Source organism: Mesorhizobium sp. B2-4-17, from assembly GCF_006441275.1.
In the GTDB taxonomy this organism is placed as follows: domain Bacteria; phylum Pseudomonadota; class Alphaproteobacteria; order Rhizobiales; family Rhizobiaceae; genus Mesorhizobium.
On record NZ_VFUX01000033.1, the window covers coordinates 1 to 17,068 of the forward strand.

Annotated in this window: 16 protein-coding genes; 8 read left to right on the forward strand and 8 right to left on the reverse strand. The window is 63.4% G+C overall.

What is annotated here, in order from left to right:
* Nucleotides 1–284: 284 nt before the first annotated feature.
* Nucleotides 285–2,078: a chloride channel protein gene (locus FJ548_RS23670; RefSeq protein WP_140779098.1), complete on the reverse strand. Its 1,794-nt coding sequence runs from the start codon at nucleotides 2,076–2,078 to the stop codon at nucleotides 285–287.
* Nucleotides 2,079–2,234: 156 nt separating this feature from the next.
* Here FJ548_RS23670 and FJ548_RS23675 point away from each other — a divergent pair, with 156 nt between their 5' ends.
* A complete protein-coding gene (locus FJ548_RS23675) occupies nucleotides 2,235–2,672 on the forward strand; it encodes a MarR family winged helix-turn-helix transcriptional regulator (protein ID WP_140779099.1) in 438 nt (145 codons plus the stop codon).
* Between the two features lie 162 nt (nucleotides 2,673–2,834).
* On the opposite strand, the gene FJ548_RS23680 is transcribed toward FJ548_RS23675, so the two are convergent.
* Nucleotides 2,835–3,434, reverse strand: a complete 600-nt coding sequence (locus FJ548_RS23680) for an NADPH-dependent F420 reductase (RefSeq protein ID WP_140607944.1) — start codon at nucleotides 3,432–3,434, stop codon at nucleotides 2,835–2,837.
* Nucleotides 3,435–3,542: 108 nt separating this feature from the next.
* Between FJ548_RS23680 and FJ548_RS30560 the strand changes: the two genes are divergently transcribed.
* The 4 genes from FJ548_RS30560 (at nucleotide 3,543) to FJ548_RS23700 (ending at nucleotide 6,451) form a co-directional block, all read left to right on the forward strand.
* Complete coding sequence (locus tag FJ548_RS30560; RefSeq protein ID WP_246671443.1) at nucleotides 3,543–3,686, forward strand: LysR family transcriptional regulator; 144 nt, start codon at nucleotides 3,543–3,545, stop codon at nucleotides 3,684–3,686.
* A gap of 492 nt (nucleotides 3,687–4,178) precedes the next feature.
* On the forward strand, nucleotides 4,179–4,835 hold the full coding sequence (locus FJ548_RS23690; protein WP_140607946.1) for a hydrolase: 657 nt from the start codon (nucleotides 4,179–4,181) through the stop codon (nucleotides 4,833–4,835).
* A gap of 318 nt (nucleotides 4,836–5,153) precedes the next feature.
* Nucleotides 5,154–5,978, forward strand: coding sequence for a zinc-binding alcohol dehydrogenase family protein (locus FJ548_RS23695; RefSeq protein WP_140779100.1), 825 nt, complete (start codon nucleotides 5,154–5,156; stop codon nucleotides 5,976–5,978).
* Between the two features lie 23 nt (nucleotides 5,979–6,001).
* A complete protein-coding gene (locus FJ548_RS23700; protein ID WP_140779101.1) occupies nucleotides 6,002–6,451 on the forward strand; it encodes an ester cyclase in 450 nt (149 codons plus the stop codon).
* A gap of 103 nt (nucleotides 6,452–6,554) precedes the next feature.
* On the opposite strand, the gene FJ548_RS23705 is transcribed toward FJ548_RS23700, so the two are convergent.
* The 4 genes from FJ548_RS23705 to FJ548_RS23720 all read right to left on the reverse strand — a co-directional run bounded on the left by FJ548_RS23705 (nucleotide 6,555) and on the right by FJ548_RS23720 (nucleotide 13,374).
* Nucleotides 6,555–10,523, reverse strand: coding sequence for an AsmA-like C-terminal region-containing protein (locus FJ548_RS23705; protein WP_140779102.1), 3,969 nt, complete (start codon nucleotides 10,521–10,523; stop codon nucleotides 6,555–6,557).
* Between the two features lie 261 nt (nucleotides 10,524–10,784).
* Complete coding sequence (locus tag FJ548_RS23710) at nucleotides 10,785–11,306, reverse strand: hypothetical protein (protein WP_140695552.1); 522 nt, start codon at nucleotides 11,304–11,306, stop codon at nucleotides 10,785–10,787.
* A gap of 112 nt (nucleotides 11,307–11,418) precedes the next feature.
* A complete protein-coding gene (locus FJ548_RS23715; RefSeq protein WP_140779103.1) occupies nucleotides 11,419–11,955 on the reverse strand; it encodes a hypothetical protein in 537 nt (178 codons plus the stop codon).
* Entirely contained in the window at nucleotides 11,956–13,374 is a 1,419-nt protein-coding gene (locus FJ548_RS23720) for an FAD-linked oxidase C-terminal domain-containing protein (RefSeq protein WP_140779104.1), read from the reverse strand.
* Nucleotides 13,375–13,476: 102 nt separating this feature from the next.
* On the opposite strand from FJ548_RS23720, the gene FJ548_RS23725 reads away from it, so the two are divergent.
* Both FJ548_RS23725 and FJ548_RS23730 read left to right on the forward strand, forming a co-directional pair.
* Nucleotides 13,477–13,956, forward strand: coding sequence for a thioesterase family protein (locus FJ548_RS23725; protein ID WP_140765245.1), 480 nt, complete (start codon nucleotides 13,477–13,479; stop codon nucleotides 13,954–13,956).
* Between the two features lie 263 nt (nucleotides 13,957–14,219).
* A complete protein-coding gene (locus FJ548_RS23730; RefSeq protein ID WP_013894716.1) occupies nucleotides 14,220–14,417 on the forward strand; it encodes a hypothetical protein in 198 nt (65 codons plus the stop codon).
* Nucleotides 14,418–14,494: 77 nt separating this feature from the next.
* Here FJ548_RS23730 and FJ548_RS23735 read toward each other — a convergent pair whose 3' ends face one another.
* Nucleotides 14,495–14,974, reverse strand: coding sequence for an Lrp/AsnC family transcriptional regulator (locus FJ548_RS23735; protein ID WP_140765243.1), 480 nt, complete (start codon nucleotides 14,972–14,974; stop codon nucleotides 14,495–14,497).
* An 89-nt stretch (nucleotides 14,975–15,063) separates the two neighbouring features.
* Here FJ548_RS23735 and FJ548_RS23740 point away from each other — a divergent pair, with 89 nt between their 5' ends.
* A complete protein-coding gene (locus tag FJ548_RS23740) occupies nucleotides 15,064–15,975 on the forward strand; it encodes a DMT family transporter (protein WP_140765241.1) in 912 nt (303 codons plus the stop codon).
* Between the two features lie 25 nt (nucleotides 15,976–16,000).
* On the opposite strand, the gene FJ548_RS23745 is transcribed toward FJ548_RS23740, so the two are convergent.
* On the reverse strand, nucleotides 16,001–16,897 hold the full coding sequence (locus FJ548_RS23745; protein ID WP_140779105.1) for a dienelactone hydrolase family protein: 897 nt from the start codon (nucleotides 16,895–16,897) through the stop codon (nucleotides 16,001–16,003).
* Between the last annotated feature and the right edge of the window lie 171 nt (nucleotides 16,898–17,068).

A 17,068-nucleotide genomic window follows, 5' to 3' on the forward strand; every position in this document is an offset into this window, starting at 1 on the left:
GTAGAGCTCGGGGGTATGCGGCAACTCAAGGAAATTGAGTTCCACCAGCCGTTCCCTGCTCAAACGCTCCAGCGACGAGCCGTGGCGCGGATGATGCATGAGGATGCGCCGCGGCGGCACGTTATATTCGGAAAAATCGTCACCGGTCGTATCCAAGGCAGCACCCCTTCGGGCACGCATGTTAAGTCCGATATCCTCACAAAACGTTAGACGTTCCAACCGCCATGGGCGGCCGTCAGCAGCCGACTGCTGGCGACCGGCATCGGATCGGCAATCGGGCTTCGTCAAGCAACGCCTTGTTGTTTCCCGCGGCGGGTGCCGAAGCCGAGCAAGGTCGAGCGGTCGCGTTCTTCGGCCTGTTTCCGAGACCGTACGCGCATCAGATCCTTCCAGCCGACATAGCCGACCAGCTGCAGGCTTTCGGGATTGACCACCGGCAGATGGGACACGTTGGCCATCAGCAGCTTGTCGGAGAGGCCTTCCAGATATTCGTCGGGATAGGCGAGCGTCACCTTGCTTCCGGCGAGCAAGTCGCCGAGCGTCGTCGTCCTGTGCTTGCCGGCACGGCGCCAGCGCAAAATTGCCGGCGGATCGATGAGGCCGAGCACCTGCCTGTTCTCGTCGACCACAGGAAAGCTCGGATGCCGCGTTTCCGGTGCGGTCAGGAAAGCCGCCGCGCCATGCAGCGTCATGGTCGCCGGCACGCTCTCGACCTGCGAGGTCATCACCTCGCGCACCCTGGTCAGCGCGAAGGGATCGACACGATATTCACGAACCAGATGATGTCCTCTTCTGGCGATCTTCTCGGTCAGGATCGAACGTTTCATCAGCAGCACCGTCACGGCGTGCGCCGCCGCACAGGCCGTGATCAGCGGCACCAGCACATGCGTGTTGCCGGTCAACTCGACGGCGAAGAAAGTCGCCGTCAGCGGCGCGCGCATCGTGCCGCCCATCGTGGCGGCCATGGCCAGCAGCGTCCAGAAACCCGGATCGGCCGGAGGCAGAATTCCGGCAAGTACCGCTCCCATCGCCCCGCCCATGATCAGAAGCGGCGCGAGCACGCCTCCGGATGTTCCCGAACCGAGCGCCACCGACCAGATGATGGCCTTGACCACGAGCAGGAGCAGTGCCGCGGTGGCGAGCGTGCGGCCATCGAGCATGTCGGCGATATTGTCGTAGCCGACACCAAGCGCCTGCGGTTCGATCAGCCCGCCGATGCCGACCACCAAGCCGCCGAGCATTGGCCACCACATCCAGTGGATGGGCAGCTTCTGGAAGCCGTCCTCGCAGGCATAAACCAACCGCGTCAAAAGCCCCGATAACAAGCCGGCGCAGATGCCGACCAGAACCCAGCCGCCAAGCCCAAGGAACGAGACCGCCATGCCGCCCTGGAACAGGAAAATCGGCCCAGGCAGATGCAGCAGAGTGCGCTCGACCTCGGCGATGATCACGGCAACCGCCACCGGAATGAAGCTGCGCGGCGTCCATTCGAACAGAAGCAGCTCCACCGCGAGCATGATCGCGGCGATCGGCGTGCCGAACACGGTGGTCATGCCCGCCGCCGCCCCCGCCACCAGCAATGTCTTGCGCTCATTGTCGCTGACCGGCAGCATCTGCGCGATCAATGAGCCGATGGCGCCGCCGGTCATGATGATCGGCCCCTCGGCGCCGAACGGCCCGCCGGAGCCAATCGAGATCGCCGACGACAGCGGCTTCAAGATCGCCACCTTGGCATCGAGCTTTGAACGTCCGAGCAGGATCGCCTCGATGGCCTCGGGAATGCCATGGCCTCGGATCTTCTCGCTGCCATAGCGCGCCATCAGGCTGATGATCAGCGCACCGATGACCGGGACGATGACGGCGGCAAGCCCAAGCGGCGTGTCCTGCAGCTTCAGCTCGGCGAGTGAGAACTGGCCGAAATAGGCGATATTGGTGGCGAGCCGGATCAGCTTCAGCAGCGCGATGCCGGCAAACAGCCCCGCCGTGGCGACCACAACGGCTATTGCCGCGATGAACAGCACTCGTGCATCGGTGGTGAAATCCCTGAGATGACCGGGGTTGGGTTGATGGGTCTTCATCGTGGTTTGCTTCCTGGCGGCGGGCCGTGTCTGGGATATGCGGCACCGTCGAAACGGCCAGCCGGATTGTCGGCTGGCTATGTATCGTAACACGACATAATTATTCAAGCCGGTTTCGCCTGAAATCCGTTTGAGCTTTCGCCGGAAAACGAACAAATGTCTGGCATGACGCAGCCCGCAAAACCTCGCCCCGCCATCAAACAGACCGACTACCAGCGGCTGTCCGAGTTTCGCTATCTGATCCGCCGCTTTCTCGAATTCAGCCAGCTGCAGGCGGAAGACGCCGGCCTGACACCGCGCCAGCATCAGGCGCTGCTGGCGATCAAGGGATATCCGGGCGGCGGACCGGTGACGGTCGGCGATCTGGCGGAGCGCCTGCGCATCCGCCACCACAGCGCCGTCGAACTGGTCAACCGCCTTAGCGAGGCGGGACTGGTCGTGCGGGATCAGGACACGGACGACAATCGCCGTGTGCTGCTGCGGCTGACGGAGCGCGCCGACGATTGCCTGGCCGAGCTGTCGGCGGCGCATCTCGACGAGCTCTCGCGCATCGAACCCGTGCTGAGGCGCCTGCTCGATCGGGACCGCGAGTGACGTCTCGGGTCTTGGGTGGAACGATACTGATTATTTCCCGGCGCCCGAATCCTGTGGCTTCGCCGCAGCGTCTTGGACGCAGGACAGCCAAAGCAGCGATGCCGTGAAATCAACGGCTGTCCCGTTGCTGCCCCAGCGGCGCTGTCTCGGTGCATGGCAAGATCAGGCCAGCTTGATCAGGTCCTGAGCCACCAGCGTGCCGCCAAACTGCTGCAGATGGCTGGCCTGCCGCAGCGTGCCGAGGTCAAGCGCCGCATAGCCGAGTCGCTCGATGAGAGCGGCAACCTGGGACCTCGCGCTGCCATCATCACCGGACAACACCACAACGCGCCGCCCGCCCGCCTGCGCTGGCGGCGCTTCCAGTTTTGCCGCCGGGACCGTATTGAAGGCCTTCACGACACGGGCGCCGGGAAAAGCCTCCGCGACGATTTCGGTTGAGAGGCGGCCGCCCAGATCGGCGGGCTTGAACGCTGGAAAATCGACCGCGTTGCTCGCGTCGATCACCAGACGGTTGTTCCAATCGGCACCCGCGCTCCCGGCGAACGCCTGAATGGCACCAAACGGAATCGCCAGGATCACCACATCGGCGTGGACCACGTCACCGGTGGTGGCAGGCTTGATGTTGGGACCGAGTGCGCGTGCCATGTCGGTGAGCGACGACGGTCCCCGGCTGTTGGCCACCATCACATCGATGCCTTGGCGCGCGAATTGCGTGGCGATGGCATGGCCGATGGCACCAGATCCGATTATCGCATAGGTCATTTGCCAGGTCCTCTGAAGTCGGTGGATTCGTCTGTCGCGAATGGTAGCGCCCCTGACCAAGGGTACGAAACTTGTAAAATTTCGAGTCTTCTATTCGAGAAAATCGTCATGTCTGATCCCGGCACGCCAACGTCTGATCAATTGCGAGTGTTTCTGACCGTGATCGACGTTGGAAGTTTCGCGCGCGCGGCGCGCCAGCTCAACCGAGCCACTTCGGTTATCAGCTACACGATCACCAATCTGGAAGCGTAGCTTGGCGTCACGCTTTCGAACGAGATTCCACCAGCCGGCCCGGCTCACTGACGACGGGAAAGCGCTGCTTTCGGAAGCGCGCAATGTCGCCCGAGCAGCAGACGTCGAATTGAGCAAATGGGAATAGCGAGCGAATGCATGTCACCCAAAAGTGACTTCGGTTTTGGCAACACGACAGGCATAAGACAAAGACCAGAGACGGGTCGCCTGAATCCGTTGAGACGCGACGCGCTTGGAGCGCCGGTGACTCCAGTCGGCGCGTAGCGCCGGCCTCGCCACAAGACAGTCAATTTGGTTCGATGATCCACACGCCTCGTAACGGCTTGTCGATGGCGTCGAACGTCACGCTCGACCGTATCTGACTGTTCGCCTGATGCAACTGCGGTCAAATCTGATCCCGTAGGAACCAGCTATTCGATCACTTGAATTGAAGATTGAACCACCATGCGGATGGGCGCAGACCCGTCTGCGAAAATGACAAAAGGAAATTACATGGCCGCTGCAGTATTCCCCAAGGTTGGTCTCGAGGCGATGTTGACGCCCGAGAATTGCGTCCTTGTGCTTATCGACCATCAGGCCTTCCAGGTTGCGGGTGTTCGAAACATCGACCCGCAAATCATGATCAACAACACGGTTGCTCTCGCAAAGGTGGCCAAAGCGTTCAATGTGCCGACACTTCTGACGACGGTGATCAAGGATCGCGGTGGAGAGCTTCTCAAGGCGATCCAGGACGTGTTTCCCGATCAGGTTCCGATCGACCGGACCACTATCAACACCTGGGAGGACAAGGCCTGCGTCGACTGGGTGAAGAAGACCGGTCGGAAGAAGGTCGTCATCGCTGGCCTCTGGACCGAAATATGCCTCGCTTTCCCGGTCATCCAGGCGCTTGGCGAAGGCTGGGAAGTCTATTTCGTAACCGACGCTTCCGGCGGCGTCAGCACGGAAGCCCATGATCGCGGCGTTCAACGGATGATCCAGGCCGGCGGCGTGCCGCTGACCTGGATAGTGTTCGCATCGGAACTCCAGCGCGATTGGGCGCGGGAATCCACCGTTCCGGCGCTGGCGCAGGTCCTCCTGGACCATGGTGGAGCGACCGGCACCAGTCTGGCGTGGGAATGGCAACTCCTCGGCTCGCACGGCGGAGCCTGACGGCACGGCGAAGCCCGCTGCCAGGCTGCCGCGGGTTTCGCCTTCCGGACCTCATGGTTACTGCCGCACGACCTCCCTTCGGCTTGTAGCGATCGGCGGGTTAGAAGTTCGGCTTTCGATCGCTCTTCAATCCGCGTCGGGGCGTAACCCGGTGAAGGTTCTCATGTCTGGAGACTGGCGATGACGACGATGCGCGCCGTTCGGCCTTTGGTCCGCCCTCGGTCCTGGACGTTCAGACCATCGCAAAGCCCGTCCCGCAAGCTGGTGAGGCGTTGGTGAAGATGGCTGCTTCGGCGATCAATCCCAGCGACGTGAAGTTTGTCTCCGGCGTGTTCAAATCCGACGCTGCCACGCACGCCTGGCCGCGACTATGCCGGGACGGTCGTCGCAGCTTCGAGCCGTTGGGCAGGCAAGTCCGTATGGGGCAACGGCGCCGGTTTCGGCATCAACCGCGACGGCTCCCATGCCCAATTCGTTGCCATACCGGAAGATTGGCTTTCGGAGATGCCGGCGAACCTGTCGATGGAACAGGCCGCCACCGTCGGCGTCCCCTTTGTCACGGCATGGTCCGCGCTTGTGGTGGCGGGAGATATCCGGGCCGGCGAAACGGTGCTCATCACCGGCGCGTCCGGCGCCGTCGGCCGCGCCGCGATCCAGATTGCGCACTGGAAGAAGGCTCGCGTGATCGGCGCCGACATCAACATGAACCGGGATTCTGAAGCGGATATCTTCATCAACACGAAAACCAAGGACCTGCCCACCATGGCGGCGGCGCTGACCGAGAACAAAGGCGTGAATCTTGTGCTGGACGCTGTCGGCGGGCCGGTCTTCGAGCCGGCGATGAAGTCGATGGGTCTGGACGGCCGCCAGGTGGCGATCACAAGCGTCGGTTCGCGCCGCGTCGAATTCGATCTGATGGATTTCTATCACAACCGTCAACGTTTGATCGGCGTTGATACCGCCAAGCTCACAGGCGTCGAAATCGCGGTGATCATGAACGCGCTTCGCCCGGGTTTCGAGAGCGGTGCGTTGCGACCGTCGCCGCTCAAGACCTGGCCGCTCGATGATGCCGTGAAGGCCTATGAGGCAGTCGCCGCCGGCGATGCCTCGGCAAAACATATCCTGCATCCGCAAGACGCCTAGACCGTTGCAAGAAGGATCCGCTGATGTCCAACTCCGAAGCCAACAAAGCCATCGTGCATCGCTATTTCGAGATGTTCAATTCCGGCGACCTCAGCCAGCTCGCCGACATTGTCTCGGAGGACTATGGCGACAAGCTCGAGGGGCAGACCTCGGGAATCGAAGTCGTCCGGAGCTACCTCAAGGGGCTGAAGGCCAGCTTCCCGGACTTCACCTGGACCATTGAGCAGATTATCGGCGAAGGCGATCGGGTGGCGGTGATCAACCGTGTCAGCGGCACCCAGGTGAATGATTTCGGGGACATCAAGGCGACCGGGAACCGCGTCGATTTCGCCGCCTTTCAGTTCTACCGGATCGCCGATGGCAAACTCGCGGAGCACTGGGAAGTCGCTGACTTCGCCAAGTTCCAGGAACAGCTCACCGCCAAGCCCGCGGCGACCGCCTTCAAGTCCTTCCAGAACACCCTGAAGGACTGATCGCCAACGGCGCCCAGACGCGTCGCATCGTTGAATCCCGGTTGTCGGCGGCGCTGATCTTTCGGCGGGAGCGGGAAGTCGGCAGCCCTACTGCCCTACTGCCCTACTGCAGCGACTTCAGCAGATTGTCGATCGTGAACGGATTGGCCTTTGGCTTGGCCGGAGGGTTGTCGTTGGCCTCGGGCAACGGCGCACGCTGGACTTTGGACGCCTGTTCCGCGGCCTTGCGCTCGGCTTCTTGCCTGGCCTTTTCCTGCGCTGCGATGCGCATCGCCTCTTCCGCGTTCTGGCGTTCCTGCTCAGCCTGCGCCTTGGCGGCCTCGTCCGCCGCTTGCTGTTCCGCGGCGGCTTGCGCTTCTGCGTCGGCCTTTGCCTTGGCGTCGGCATCAGCCTTGGCTTTCGCTTCCGCGTCGGCTTTCGCCTTCGCATCCGCTTCAGCCTGGGCCTGCGCGTCAGCCTCCGCTTTCGCCTTGGCGTCCGCCTCGGCTTTCAGGCGGGCCGCTTCCTCCTGCTGGCGCAGTTCCTCGGCGGCCTTGTCGCGCGCGTCCTGCAGCGCCGCGTAGTAACGCACCTCGCGCCGCAGGCGCTGCTTCTCCAGCAGCGCCGCCTGCATCGCTTCGACGCGCTGCTGCTCCTTTTCCAGAGCGCGCTGGGTCAGGAACTGTGCCAGCGGCTCGCTGTCGAACTGCCGCGTCACGGCGCCGAACGGACCCTCGGCGGTAAAATTCATGACCGGCTCGGAGCCGACCAGCGCCTCGTCGCCGGGCCGATAGGTGATCGCGCCCTTGGCGGAAACCGTGCTGGCGTTGAAATCGGCGGTGACGTCGGCCGACAGGGTCGCCGCCGGATTCTCGAGACTGATCGGCGGCGCCCTCAGCGTGCCGCCGGCAACCGTGAAGGCGATGTCGGCGTCCTTGGCGGCAAAGCTGCCATCGGCGGCAATGTCAGGCGCAAAGGCGGCGGTCTTGGCCGCGTCGATATCGCGCCCGATCGCATCCGCCTTGGCAAGGAACGCGCTGAACGCATCGGGATTGACGCCGGCGATCTGCAGCCTCCTCAGCGTCGCCGTGCCGGAACCCGACAGGGCGGCGACCATCGCATCCACCGACTTGCCGCTGGTCGACAGCGTCGCCGAGAAATCGCCATTGCCGCTGATGCCGGCGTCCGGCAACACGCTTGCCAGATCGGCGCCCGCCAGCTTCATCTGGCCGGTGAAAAGCCCGGTGCCGTCATTGTTCTTCAACTCGAACAGGCCGGTCAGCGCGCCGCCCAGGTATTTCGCCTTGAGGTCGGAGACACGGATGCCTTCCTTGTCGAGCTTGAGCGAAAAGGCGGCGCCATAGGCGGTGGCTAACGGGCCGGCTGCCAATGCCGCCGTCGTCAGGTCGAGGTCGGCGCTGAACGGCAGGCTGGATTTCTGGCTGAACGGCGCGGCCGGCCACACGGTGCCCTTGTCGCTCGCGGTTTTGTCGGCCCCATTCTTATGGGCAAGGAAAGCGGAATCGCCGAACAGCGCCACCGCCAACGGATCGAGGTCGAGTTCGTCGAGCACCAGCGCGCCGGCCAGATGCGGCGCGCCGTCCTTGATATCGATATTGACGTCGCCGGAGACCGCTGCTTCGTTGATGGCGCCATTGACATTGTCGAGCACCAACAGGCCGTTGCCATAATCGCCCTGCGCCGCAAGCGACGTCGACATGCCAGCCCCCATGCCCGGCAGACCGATGCCTGTGGTCATCAGCCAGGGTTCGATGTCGGCGGCATCAAGGCTGATCTTGCCCTTTGCCGTGGGTCCCTGCGGGGTCGCCGCGACAGTTCCTTCGAAGCCCGCCTTGAAGTCATTGCCGGCGAGGCTGAAACTCGTCGCCAGGCCGCCGCCAAATGTGCCCTTGGCCTGGATGTCCGTGCTTGCCTCGCCCAACATGCCGAGCGGCAGCGCCGGCAGGCCGTAGAGCGCCAGCAGCGTTGTGGCATCGGGATTTTTGGCGTTGAAGGTCAGCGTCACCGGCGCTTCGAGCAGTTTGTCGGGCGCCCCCTTCCCCGACAGCGAGGCGGAAAAAGCCGAACCACCGGCCTTGCCTTGCCCGCTTACCGCCAGCCCCGTTGTGCCGTCGCCATTGTCGGCGGCACTCGCCACAAGGTCGACGCGGGCGTCCTGGAAAAGTTCGGGATAGGCAGCGGCGCGGCTCGCCAGCCCCTTCAGCACCGCATTGCCCGGATAATGCTGCGCGGCAACGTCGATCAGCGGCTTCAGGTCGACGGCGACAATCGAGGCATCGAGCTTGCCGGTCGGGCTTGCCGCAAAATCCTTGATCCGGCCGGTGGCGCTGATCGAGGCGCCGGCCAGCCCGCCAACCGAGAGCCGGTCGACTTCAAGCAACCCGTCGCGCAGCCTGAGCGCCGTGTCGACCGTGTCGGCGGTCAACCCGCCGGCGCTGACCGGCCCGGCCTTGATCTGAAAATCGAGATCGCGATCGGCAAAGCGGTTGGCGCCCTTGTCGCTGACGAAGATCGAGGCGAAGGCCGCCAGCCCATCGACATCGAGCTCACCGCCTTCGAGCCGCATCAGCACCGAAGGCCTGGCATCGTCTGGCTGGCTGGAATCGATGCGTCCGGAAAACTTCGCCTTGCCCAGGATCAGCTCGAGATCGCTGAAGGCCTGGCGCTTCTCCGAGAGATCGACCTTGGCCTTGAAGCCGGCGGCCGGCAGACGGCGGATCGCCTCGTCGACGTCCCTCGACAGCCAGGCGGCAAAGCCGGAAGGTTGGGCGACGGCCAAGAGGAGTGAACCGGTGAAGCCGAAATGGTCCTCGACGCTGAGCATGCCGTCGGCTTCCAGCGTGGTGCGGCCGGGCAAGGTCGCGGCAAGCGATTTGACCGACCAGCCGCCTTCGACGGGTTCGGCGGAGAGATGGACGTCACGCACGGTCGTGTCGCCGGCCACCACCGCGGGCAGCCTGACCTCGACGGTGCCGGGTATGGTCGGCTTCGGCAGTTCGAGCAGCGCCTGCTCCAGCCCGGCAATGCGCTGGTCCAGCGTCAGGCCGGCGCCGGCCTGGGCGCCCACCGCCTCGTCGAACTGCACCTGCGCGCCGTTGGCCTCGATGGCGAAGCTCGGCCTCTGGCCGAGATCCACCGAAGCCTTGCCGTCGGCGGTGTAAGGGTTGTCGAGCGGACCCGTTTCGAAACGAAATTCGTCGACACCGAGCTTCTGGTGGTCGAGCGAGAATTTGCCGTTCAGCCGGAAGCCGGGATCCGGCTTGCCGGCGCTGACCTTCACCGTCTCGCCGTCGCTGCCGCGCGACTGGGCCGAATTCTTGTCGGCACCATTCTTGTCGGCACTCGAAATTTTGAACTGGCCGGAATAGGCGGCGGCACCATTGACGATGCCGGCATTGCCATCGGTTTCGATCACCAGCGGATAGGCGTCGGGATCGGCCTTCAGCCGGATCCGCATCTGCCCGGAAGGTTCGGCCTTGCCGGTCGATGCCGCGATCTTGGTGCGCAACCCGTCAAGCCGCAAGGTGCCATCCATGCGCCACGGCCCGGCCAGCGACTTGGCCGAAATGGTGGTGTTGATCTCGGAAAAAATATGGCTGCGTCCGCCGGCGGCATGGCGCAATTCGATCTGCCCCTCCGTCACCGTCAGCTTCTCGATCGAGATCTGGCCGGGATTGAAGGGCGTGGACGGGCGCATCGCCCAGTCGACCGTCCCGTCATTGGCAATACCGATTGTCGCTTTCGGGTGCACCAGCCGCATGTCGAAGATCAGCACCTCGCCGCGCAGGAAAGGCGCCAGTTCCGCATCCATCGAAAACGTCTCGATGGTCATGGCCGGCTGGCCATTGGGGCCGCCGGCGACCGCGACGTTGGAGAAGGTCACCGAAGGGAACGGCAACAGTCTTGCCGTGGCGTCGCCCTGCACCGTCACCTTGCGGCCAAGGATGGCGCTTGCCTCGCGCTCGAACTCGGCGCGGTAGCCGGTCCAGTCGACAAAGTACGGCACCACCAGTGCAGCGCACAGCACCAGTACGAAAAAGCCACCGAAGATCACGAACAGACGTGCGAGCATCAGCTCCGAACTGGTTGATTGAAATTCTGCCGCACTCTACCCGCATCCGCGTGTCGATAAAGAGGCAATTCACCCAGTGTTGCGTCGCGTCGGACGATCTGAAAACAAATCCGGGACAAAGCAGGGATTTTTGGACGTCTCCATCTCGCAGGGCAGCACGACATTTTTTGGCGCCTGATGCTGGGGTTTTGTCCAGAGCAAGCAGAGGCAAATCCCGCTGCACGCTAAGGTGGCGGGCCGACAGTCACAATTGAAAAAACCTCAGCGTGCGTCGCGCTTCGCCTGCGCCACCTTGCCCGCCTTGCGCTGGCGGCCAAGTTCCGCCGGCCGCACCAGCTTCGGCGTCCGCTCGTTGGCCACGACCCGCATGCCCTTGTGAGCCGTCCGCGAATTGTGAGCGGGACCGTCCGCCGACGCATCCTGCTTCATCGCCAGCGCGTTGCGTGCATTTCCGACCAGCGAAACGCGAGCCGCCAGTTGGCGCCGGCGTTCGGCCTCGCCATTCAGGCGCCGCATGGCCATCGCCAGCACCGCCAGCTTCACCTGGGAACCACCATCGGCCTTCGAGGCGGCCGCGCCTTTGGGCGCGCCCTTGCCGCGTATTTCCCGCCGACGGCGGTGAGCTTCGGTCTGCGCCTTGTCGCGCCGCTCCCGCAGCAGCTTGACCAGGCCGGAAAGGTCGGCGTCGGAAAGATCCTGCACCGCCGGATGGTGCGATTTCTCCACCAGTTCCTTTTCATCGGCGCTCAGCGCGCGGGCTTCTTCCTTGCGTGAAATGGCCATGACAGTCCTCCTCAGCCGGCAGACCCGTGTTTCAGGGTTGCCAAAGGAAGCCTCGACCTGAATGGCGGCGCCGTCAAGGCACGGCAAATCGGAACAATCGTGCCGCCAAAACCTATCGAGAAAGCGGACCGGCTTCGACATGATGTGGGATAGGATTTACGGCGGCCTCCATCAACGCGGCGAGGACCGCACCTTCATGAAGGCTGGTCGAGAAACTCGCGGCGACGAACTCAAATGTGGAATCGTGGAACGTTAGGATGAAATGCCGATAGCCGGAGAACAGCTCCGGCGCATGGGACGAGTGAACCCGATTTGCCCTTTCAAGAGATTCGATCCAGGACGAATTGACGACTTCGAACGCGGAATAGGGCTGCAAACCCAATACATGCAACCGATGCCCACTGATCGTTTCGTCGTTCGGCGGTCCAAATTGCAACGCCAGATAGGGATCTGCCGCCAGTATAACGACGGTCTGGTTGCCGGTTGCAGCAGAAACCGATCGCGGGTTTGTGCCATCGAATGACGGGCCCGGGATGTTGGCCAGGTAGGCTATGAGCAGCCTGCCTTCATCCGCAAATACATGAGGCAGCGGCGCGCCGGCGCTCGACGGCGGCATCGCGATCGGCCGCAAAGTCTCGGCTTTCGACATCTAATGATCGTCGCCAGGCAATATCTTGCCCGGATTCATGATGTTTTGCGGGTCGAGCGCTTGCTTGATCGTGCGCATGATGTCGACACCATGGCCGAGTTCGTGGCGCAGGAAGCCGATCTTGCCCTGGCCGATGCCGTGCTCGCCGGTGCAGGTGCCGTCCATGGCGATCGCCCGCATGTTGAGCCGCGCGACGAATTTTTCCGACAACGCGATCTCCTGGGGATCGTTGACATCCATCAGCACCAACACGTGAAAATTGCCGTCGCCGGCATGGCCGACGATCGGCGCGATCAATCCCATTTCGGCGATGTCGGCTTCGGTCTCGGTGACGCATTCGGCAAAACGCGAGATCGGCACGCAGACGTCGGTGGAAAGCCCCTTGGCGCCCGGGCGCAGCGTCAACGACGACCAGTAGGCGTCATGCCTTGCCTTCCACAGTTTGGAGCGTTCCTCGGCGACGCTGGTCCACAGGAACGGGCCGCCGCCATTCTCTTCGGCGATCATGCCGAAAGTCTCGGCCTGTTCGGCGACGCCGGCATCGCTGCCATGGAACTCGACGAACAGGCAAGGGCTCTCGGGATAATCGAGCTTGGAATAATTCTTCATCGCCCGCATCTGCAGCGCGTTGACCAGTTCGATACGTGCCACGGGAATGCCCATCTGGATGGTCGCGATGACCGCGTTGCAGGCTGCCTCGACGCTCGGAAACGGGCAGACACCGCCGGAGATCGCCTGCGGAATGCCTTGCAGCTTGAGCGTCAGCGAGGTGATGATGCCGAGCGTGCCTTCCGAGCCGACCAGCAGCCGCGTCAGATCGTAGCCGGCCGAGCTCTTCTTCGCCCGCTTGCCGGTCGTCACCGTCTCACCGTCTGCCATCACCGCCGTCAGCGACAGCACGTTTTCGCGCATCGTGCCGTAGCGCACCGCATTGGTGCCGGAGGCCCGCGTCGCCGCCATGCCGCCCAGCGAGGCATTGGCGCCCGGATCGATCGGGAAGAACAGCCCGGTGTCGCGCAGATGCCGGTTCAGATCCTCACGCGTCACGCCAGGCTCGACCGTGCAGTCGAGATCCGGCGGATTGACCGCAAGGATGCGGTTCATGCGTGACGTATCGACCGATATGCCGCCACCGGGCGCGTTGGTATGGCCTTCCAGCGACGAGCCGACGCCGAAGGCAATCACCGGCACGCGGTGCGCGGCGCAAGCGCGCACGATCTCCTGCACCTCGGCCGTGGTCTCCGGGAGAGCGACACCGTCCGGCGCTTGCGTCGGAATATAGGTGGTGGTGTGCGCATGCTGCGAGCGGATAGCCTGGCCGGTCTGGAAGCGCTCGCCCAGCCGTTGCTTGAGGATGCCAAGCACCGCCGCGATGCCTTCCTCGTTGCGCTCGACCGGATTGAGGTCGCTCAGAGCCATGAATTCCTCCGCTAATGGACCAGTGCCCACGCTTGTCATGCGATTATGGATGCGTAGTCTCACCAGCCCCGCTGTGTCCAGCGCCAGAACAAGGAAGTTTCGATGCCCATCCCCGCCCCCTTCGTCTCCAGGCCCATGGATATCGAGAAGGATTGGATCGACTACAACGGCCATCTCAACATGGCGTATTACAACGTGCTGTTCGACCGCTGTTCGGACGAGGCCTTCGAGGCGATGGGCATGGGCCTGGATTACGTGAAAGAGCGGCGACTCACTATCTACACGGCCGAAGTCCATGTCTGCTACGTGCAGGAACTGCATCTGGACCACAAGGTCAGAGTCTCCTTCCAGCTCATCGACCATGACGAGAAGCGGCTCAGGGCCTACCAGGAAATCCGCCATGTGGACGGCTGGCTCGCCGCCACGTCCGAGACCCTGTCGCTGCATGTCGACATGGCGGGGCCGAAGGTGGCACCCTTCCCCGCCGATGTGCTGGCCAGGATCGAAGCCATGCGCGCCGCCCATTCGGCCCTGCCCATGCCCGAGCGCGCGGGCCGCTCGATCGGCATCAAGCGCAAGTAGGGCGAGGGCGATATCCGTCCAACTCCCGAACGGCGAGGCGACCCGGGTCTGACTTCAAAGCCACACCCGAAACTCAAAATCGCCGAACCTCTGATGTCCGCTGGCACCGGTGCTTGAAGCGGCTCCGGACCCACGTTAACCTTACCGAGGTTTTAACGGGAACAAGCCAATTGAGACGTTGAACGACTCAGCAGAGCGGTCGAAAACGATCCGCATCGAGTTGCGATACGGGCGGCGGGGCAAAGCCGGTTCGAGGGACGTGCATGAAAACCGACATCAAGGTCGAGGTGGACAGGCTGGCCGCTGATCCGCGCATAACGGATTATGATTTCTGGCGTTCGCTCAAGAACGTCGACAACGAAATCTTCCACATCGCGAATAACAACGAGCCGATTCCGTTCGACATGATCCGCTGGCGCAGCATTTTAAAGCGCGCCCGCCTGAAGCGCGGCCACGCCTGACGCCGGCGAGCCGGCCCGAGGCTGATGCCGTTCGTCACAGCCGCCCCGCGGAAACATCCGATAACCGTCGCGCCATTTCACGGCGATCGCCGGATCGCCGCCAGAGGCGAACGCGCGGTCACCGGCGACGACTGGATGATGGCCGTGTTCGTCATCGCATAGGGGATGATGCGGTCGATCACCCGTTCGAGTTCGGCGACCGAGCCGACATGCGCCAGGGCGATGAAGCAGTCCTCGCCGGTCACCCGGTCGCATTGCGCGATTTCGGGCAGTTCGCGAATGATCTCGGCCACGACGGACAATTGTCCCGGCACCGGCCGGATGCGCAGCCACGCCGACAGCTTCAGCCCAAGGGCCGCGGGATTGATCCTCACCGAATAGCCTTCGATCACGCCGTTCTCCTGCAGCCGCTTGATGCGCTCGGCGACGCTGGGCGCCGACAGACCGACCGAGCGCGCAAGCTCCGCCGTGCTGGCGCGTGCGTCCTTTTCCAAGAGGCGCAGGATCTTCATGTCCGCCGCATCAAGGTCGATATTTTCAATCCGAAGGCGCTTCATTGAAATCTCCTTGCTTCCAGTGATGAAAACGGCCAGATAATCGACCATTCTCCATATAAACTGGGAAAACCGCCTGCGATACTGATCCGATGGACGATCAAGCGCAAGCTTCAGCCGCCAGCCCTGCCCTCGGTCGCCACCTGCCCGGCAGCCTGGCGGCAAAACTGCCGCCGCATGTCTGGTTCGGTGTCAGCGCCGTCTTCCACTATCTCGGACCGGCCTTCGCCGTGCTGCTTTTCCCGCATGTCGGCGTGCTCGGCATGGCATGGCTGCGCATCGCCAGCGCGGCGCTGATTTTTGCGCCGCTGACGCGCCCATGGCGGAGCTTCGCCCGCGCCGATCGCCCAACCCGCCTGCTGTTGCTGGCCTTCGGCACCTGCCTGGCGGTGATGAACTGTTCGTTCTACCTGGCGCTTGACCGACTGCCGATCTCGCTGGTGGCGGCGATCGAATTCGTCGGCACCATCGGCGTCGCGCTGGTCGGCCTCAGAAGCGCTCGCAACCTGGCCGCCCTGGCCGTGGCCGTCAGCGGCACCTTGCTGCTGATCGACGTCAAATGGTCCAGCGATCCTGTCGGGCTGTTCTGGGCCTTCTTCAACGGCGCGCTCTTTGTCGGCTACATCGTTCTTGGCCACCGCGTCGCCCGCGCCGGTGCGGGCGACGGCATAGCGGGCCTCGGCGCCGCCATGACGGTCGCCTTCGTCGTCGTGCTGCCGATCGGCCTCGGAGACGCGCTGCCCGCCTTCTTCTCACCGCTGCTTCTCATTGCAGCCATTGGTGTCGGCATCTGTTCTTCGGTCATTCCCTACATCTGCGATCAGCTTGCCATGTCACGGCTGCCGCGCTCGAGCTTTGCGCTGATGCTATCGCTGCTGCCGGTCACGGCAACGCTGATCGGCGTCATCGTGCTGCGCCAGGTTCCCGGCCTCAGGGATTGCCTCGGCATCGCGCTGGTGGTGGCCGGCGTTGCGTTCCACAAGCCGGCCCCATCAGCCAGGTGACCCGGCCGGCTGCGTGACACTCGCGCTATGCCAGTTTCTGCTTGAGGAAAGCGACAGTCCTGCCCCAGGCGAGATCGGCCGCCTTCTTGTCGTAGCGGGCCGCCGACGTGTCATTGTTGAAGGCATGGTTGGCGCCTTCATAGACATAGACCGTGTACTCGACATGGGCGGCGTCGAGCTCTTTCTTGAAGGCATCGATGCCGGCGTTGGTGCGTTTGTCGAGCCCGGCATAGTGCTGCAGCAACGCGGCCTTGATCTTCGAGACATCGGCGGCCTTTGGCTGCATGCCGTAGTAAGCGACGCTGGCGGCGAGATCGGGCGCGTTGACGGCCAGCATGTTCGCGATACCGCCACCCCAGCAGAATCCGATGACGCCAACCTTGCCATTGCCGTCCTTGTCGGCCTTGAGGAAGGCGACGGTCGCCACGCCGTCGGCCACGGTCTGCGCGGAGTCCAGTTGGGTGAACATGTCGCGCGCCTCGTCCTCGTCGGCGGGTGTGCCGCCGAGCGGTGACAGGAAATCCGGCGCAAGCGCCACGAACCCCTCCAACGCCACGCGCCGGGCGACGTCGCGTATATGCGCGTTGAGCCCCCTGTTTTCATGGATGATGATGACGGTGCCGAGCTTGCCGGTCTGGTTTGCCGGTTTGACCAGATAGCCCTTCATTTCGCCGCCGCTGCCGGGATAGGTGATGTCCTCGCCTTTCACGCGGGGGTCGTTGTCGGCAACGATTGCCGCCTGGGCGGAATTGGCAGCCAGAAGCGGCGCGATCGCGGCCGCCGCCGCGCCCGATCCGGCAAGCCTCGTCAGTTGTTCCATGAAGCGCCGGCGATCGAGCGTCAGATGCGTATATTCGTCATAGGCGTCGATCATCGCCTGGGTAATGACGGGTTTTCCGGTGTTTGCGGATGTCGTCGTCATGGACGCACTCCTCGATCTCGATGCCTCGACTGCCTTGCGGTTGGCAAGATAGGGGCGAGCCTCACATCGTCCAGTCACGGCTCGGTGACACTCCGGTTGCGCGGCCATGGGCGAGCGGCGGGACGATCATCACATTTTGGTCATCGGCGACAAATCTTGATGGCGCTGCCA

What these genes read in the sequence shown, in the direction of transcription:
- FJ548_RS23670 (WP_140779098.1), bottom strand. Translation starts at nt 2,078, where the DNA reads ATGAAGACCCATCAACCCAACCCCGGTCATCTCAGGGATTTCACCACC.
- FJ548_RS23675 (WP_140779099.1), top strand. Translation starts at nt 2,235, where the DNA reads ATGTCTGGCATGACGCAGCCCGCAAAACCTCGCCCCGCCATCAAACAG.
- FJ548_RS23680 (WP_140607944.1), bottom strand. Translation starts at nt 3,434, where the DNA reads ATGACCTATGCGATAATCGGATCTGGTGCCATCGGCCATGCCATCGCC.
- FJ548_RS30560 (WP_246671443.1), top strand. Translation starts at nt 3,543, where the DNA reads ATGTCTGATCCCGGCACGCCAACGTCTGATCAATTGCGAGTGTTTCTG.
- FJ548_RS23690 (WP_140607946.1), top strand. Translation starts at nt 4,179, where the DNA reads ATGGCCGCTGCAGTATTCCCCAAGGTTGGTCTCGAGGCGATGTTGACG.
- FJ548_RS23700 (WP_140779101.1), top strand. Translation starts at nt 6,002, where the DNA reads ATGTCCAACTCCGAAGCCAACAAAGCCATCGTGCATCGCTATTTCGAG.
- FJ548_RS23705 (WP_140779102.1), bottom strand. Translation starts at nt 10,523, where the DNA reads ATGCTCGCACGTCTGTTCGTGATCTTCGGTGGCTTTTTCGTACTGGTG.
- FJ548_RS23710 (WP_140695552.1), bottom strand. Translation starts at nt 11,306, where the DNA reads ATGGCCATTTCACGCAAGGAAGAAGCCCGCGCGCTGAGCGCCGATGAA.
- FJ548_RS23715 (WP_140779103.1), bottom strand. Translation starts at nt 11,955, where the DNA reads ATGTCGAAAGCCGAGACTTTGCGGCCGATCGCGATGCCGCCGTCGAGC.
- FJ548_RS23720 (WP_140779104.1), bottom strand. Translation starts at nt 13,374, where the DNA reads ATGGCTCTGAGCGACCTCAATCCGGTCGAGCGCAACGAGGAAGGCATC.
- FJ548_RS23725 (WP_140765245.1), top strand. Translation starts at nt 13,477, where the DNA reads ATGCCCATCCCCGCCCCCTTCGTCTCCAGGCCCATGGATATCGAGAAG.
- FJ548_RS23730 (WP_013894716.1), top strand. Translation starts at nt 14,220, where the DNA reads ATGAAAACCGACATCAAGGTCGAGGTGGACAGGCTGGCCGCTGATCCG.
- FJ548_RS23735 (WP_140765243.1), bottom strand. Translation starts at nt 14,974, where the DNA reads ATGAAGCGCCTTCGGATTGAAAATATCGACCTTGATGCGGCGGACATG.
- FJ548_RS23740 (WP_140765241.1), top strand. Translation starts at nt 15,064, where the DNA reads ATGGACGATCAAGCGCAAGCTTCAGCCGCCAGCCCTGCCCTCGGTCGC.
- FJ548_RS23745 (WP_140779105.1), bottom strand. Translation starts at nt 16,897, where the DNA reads ATGACGACGACATCCGCAAACACCGGAAAACCCGTCATTACCCAGGCG.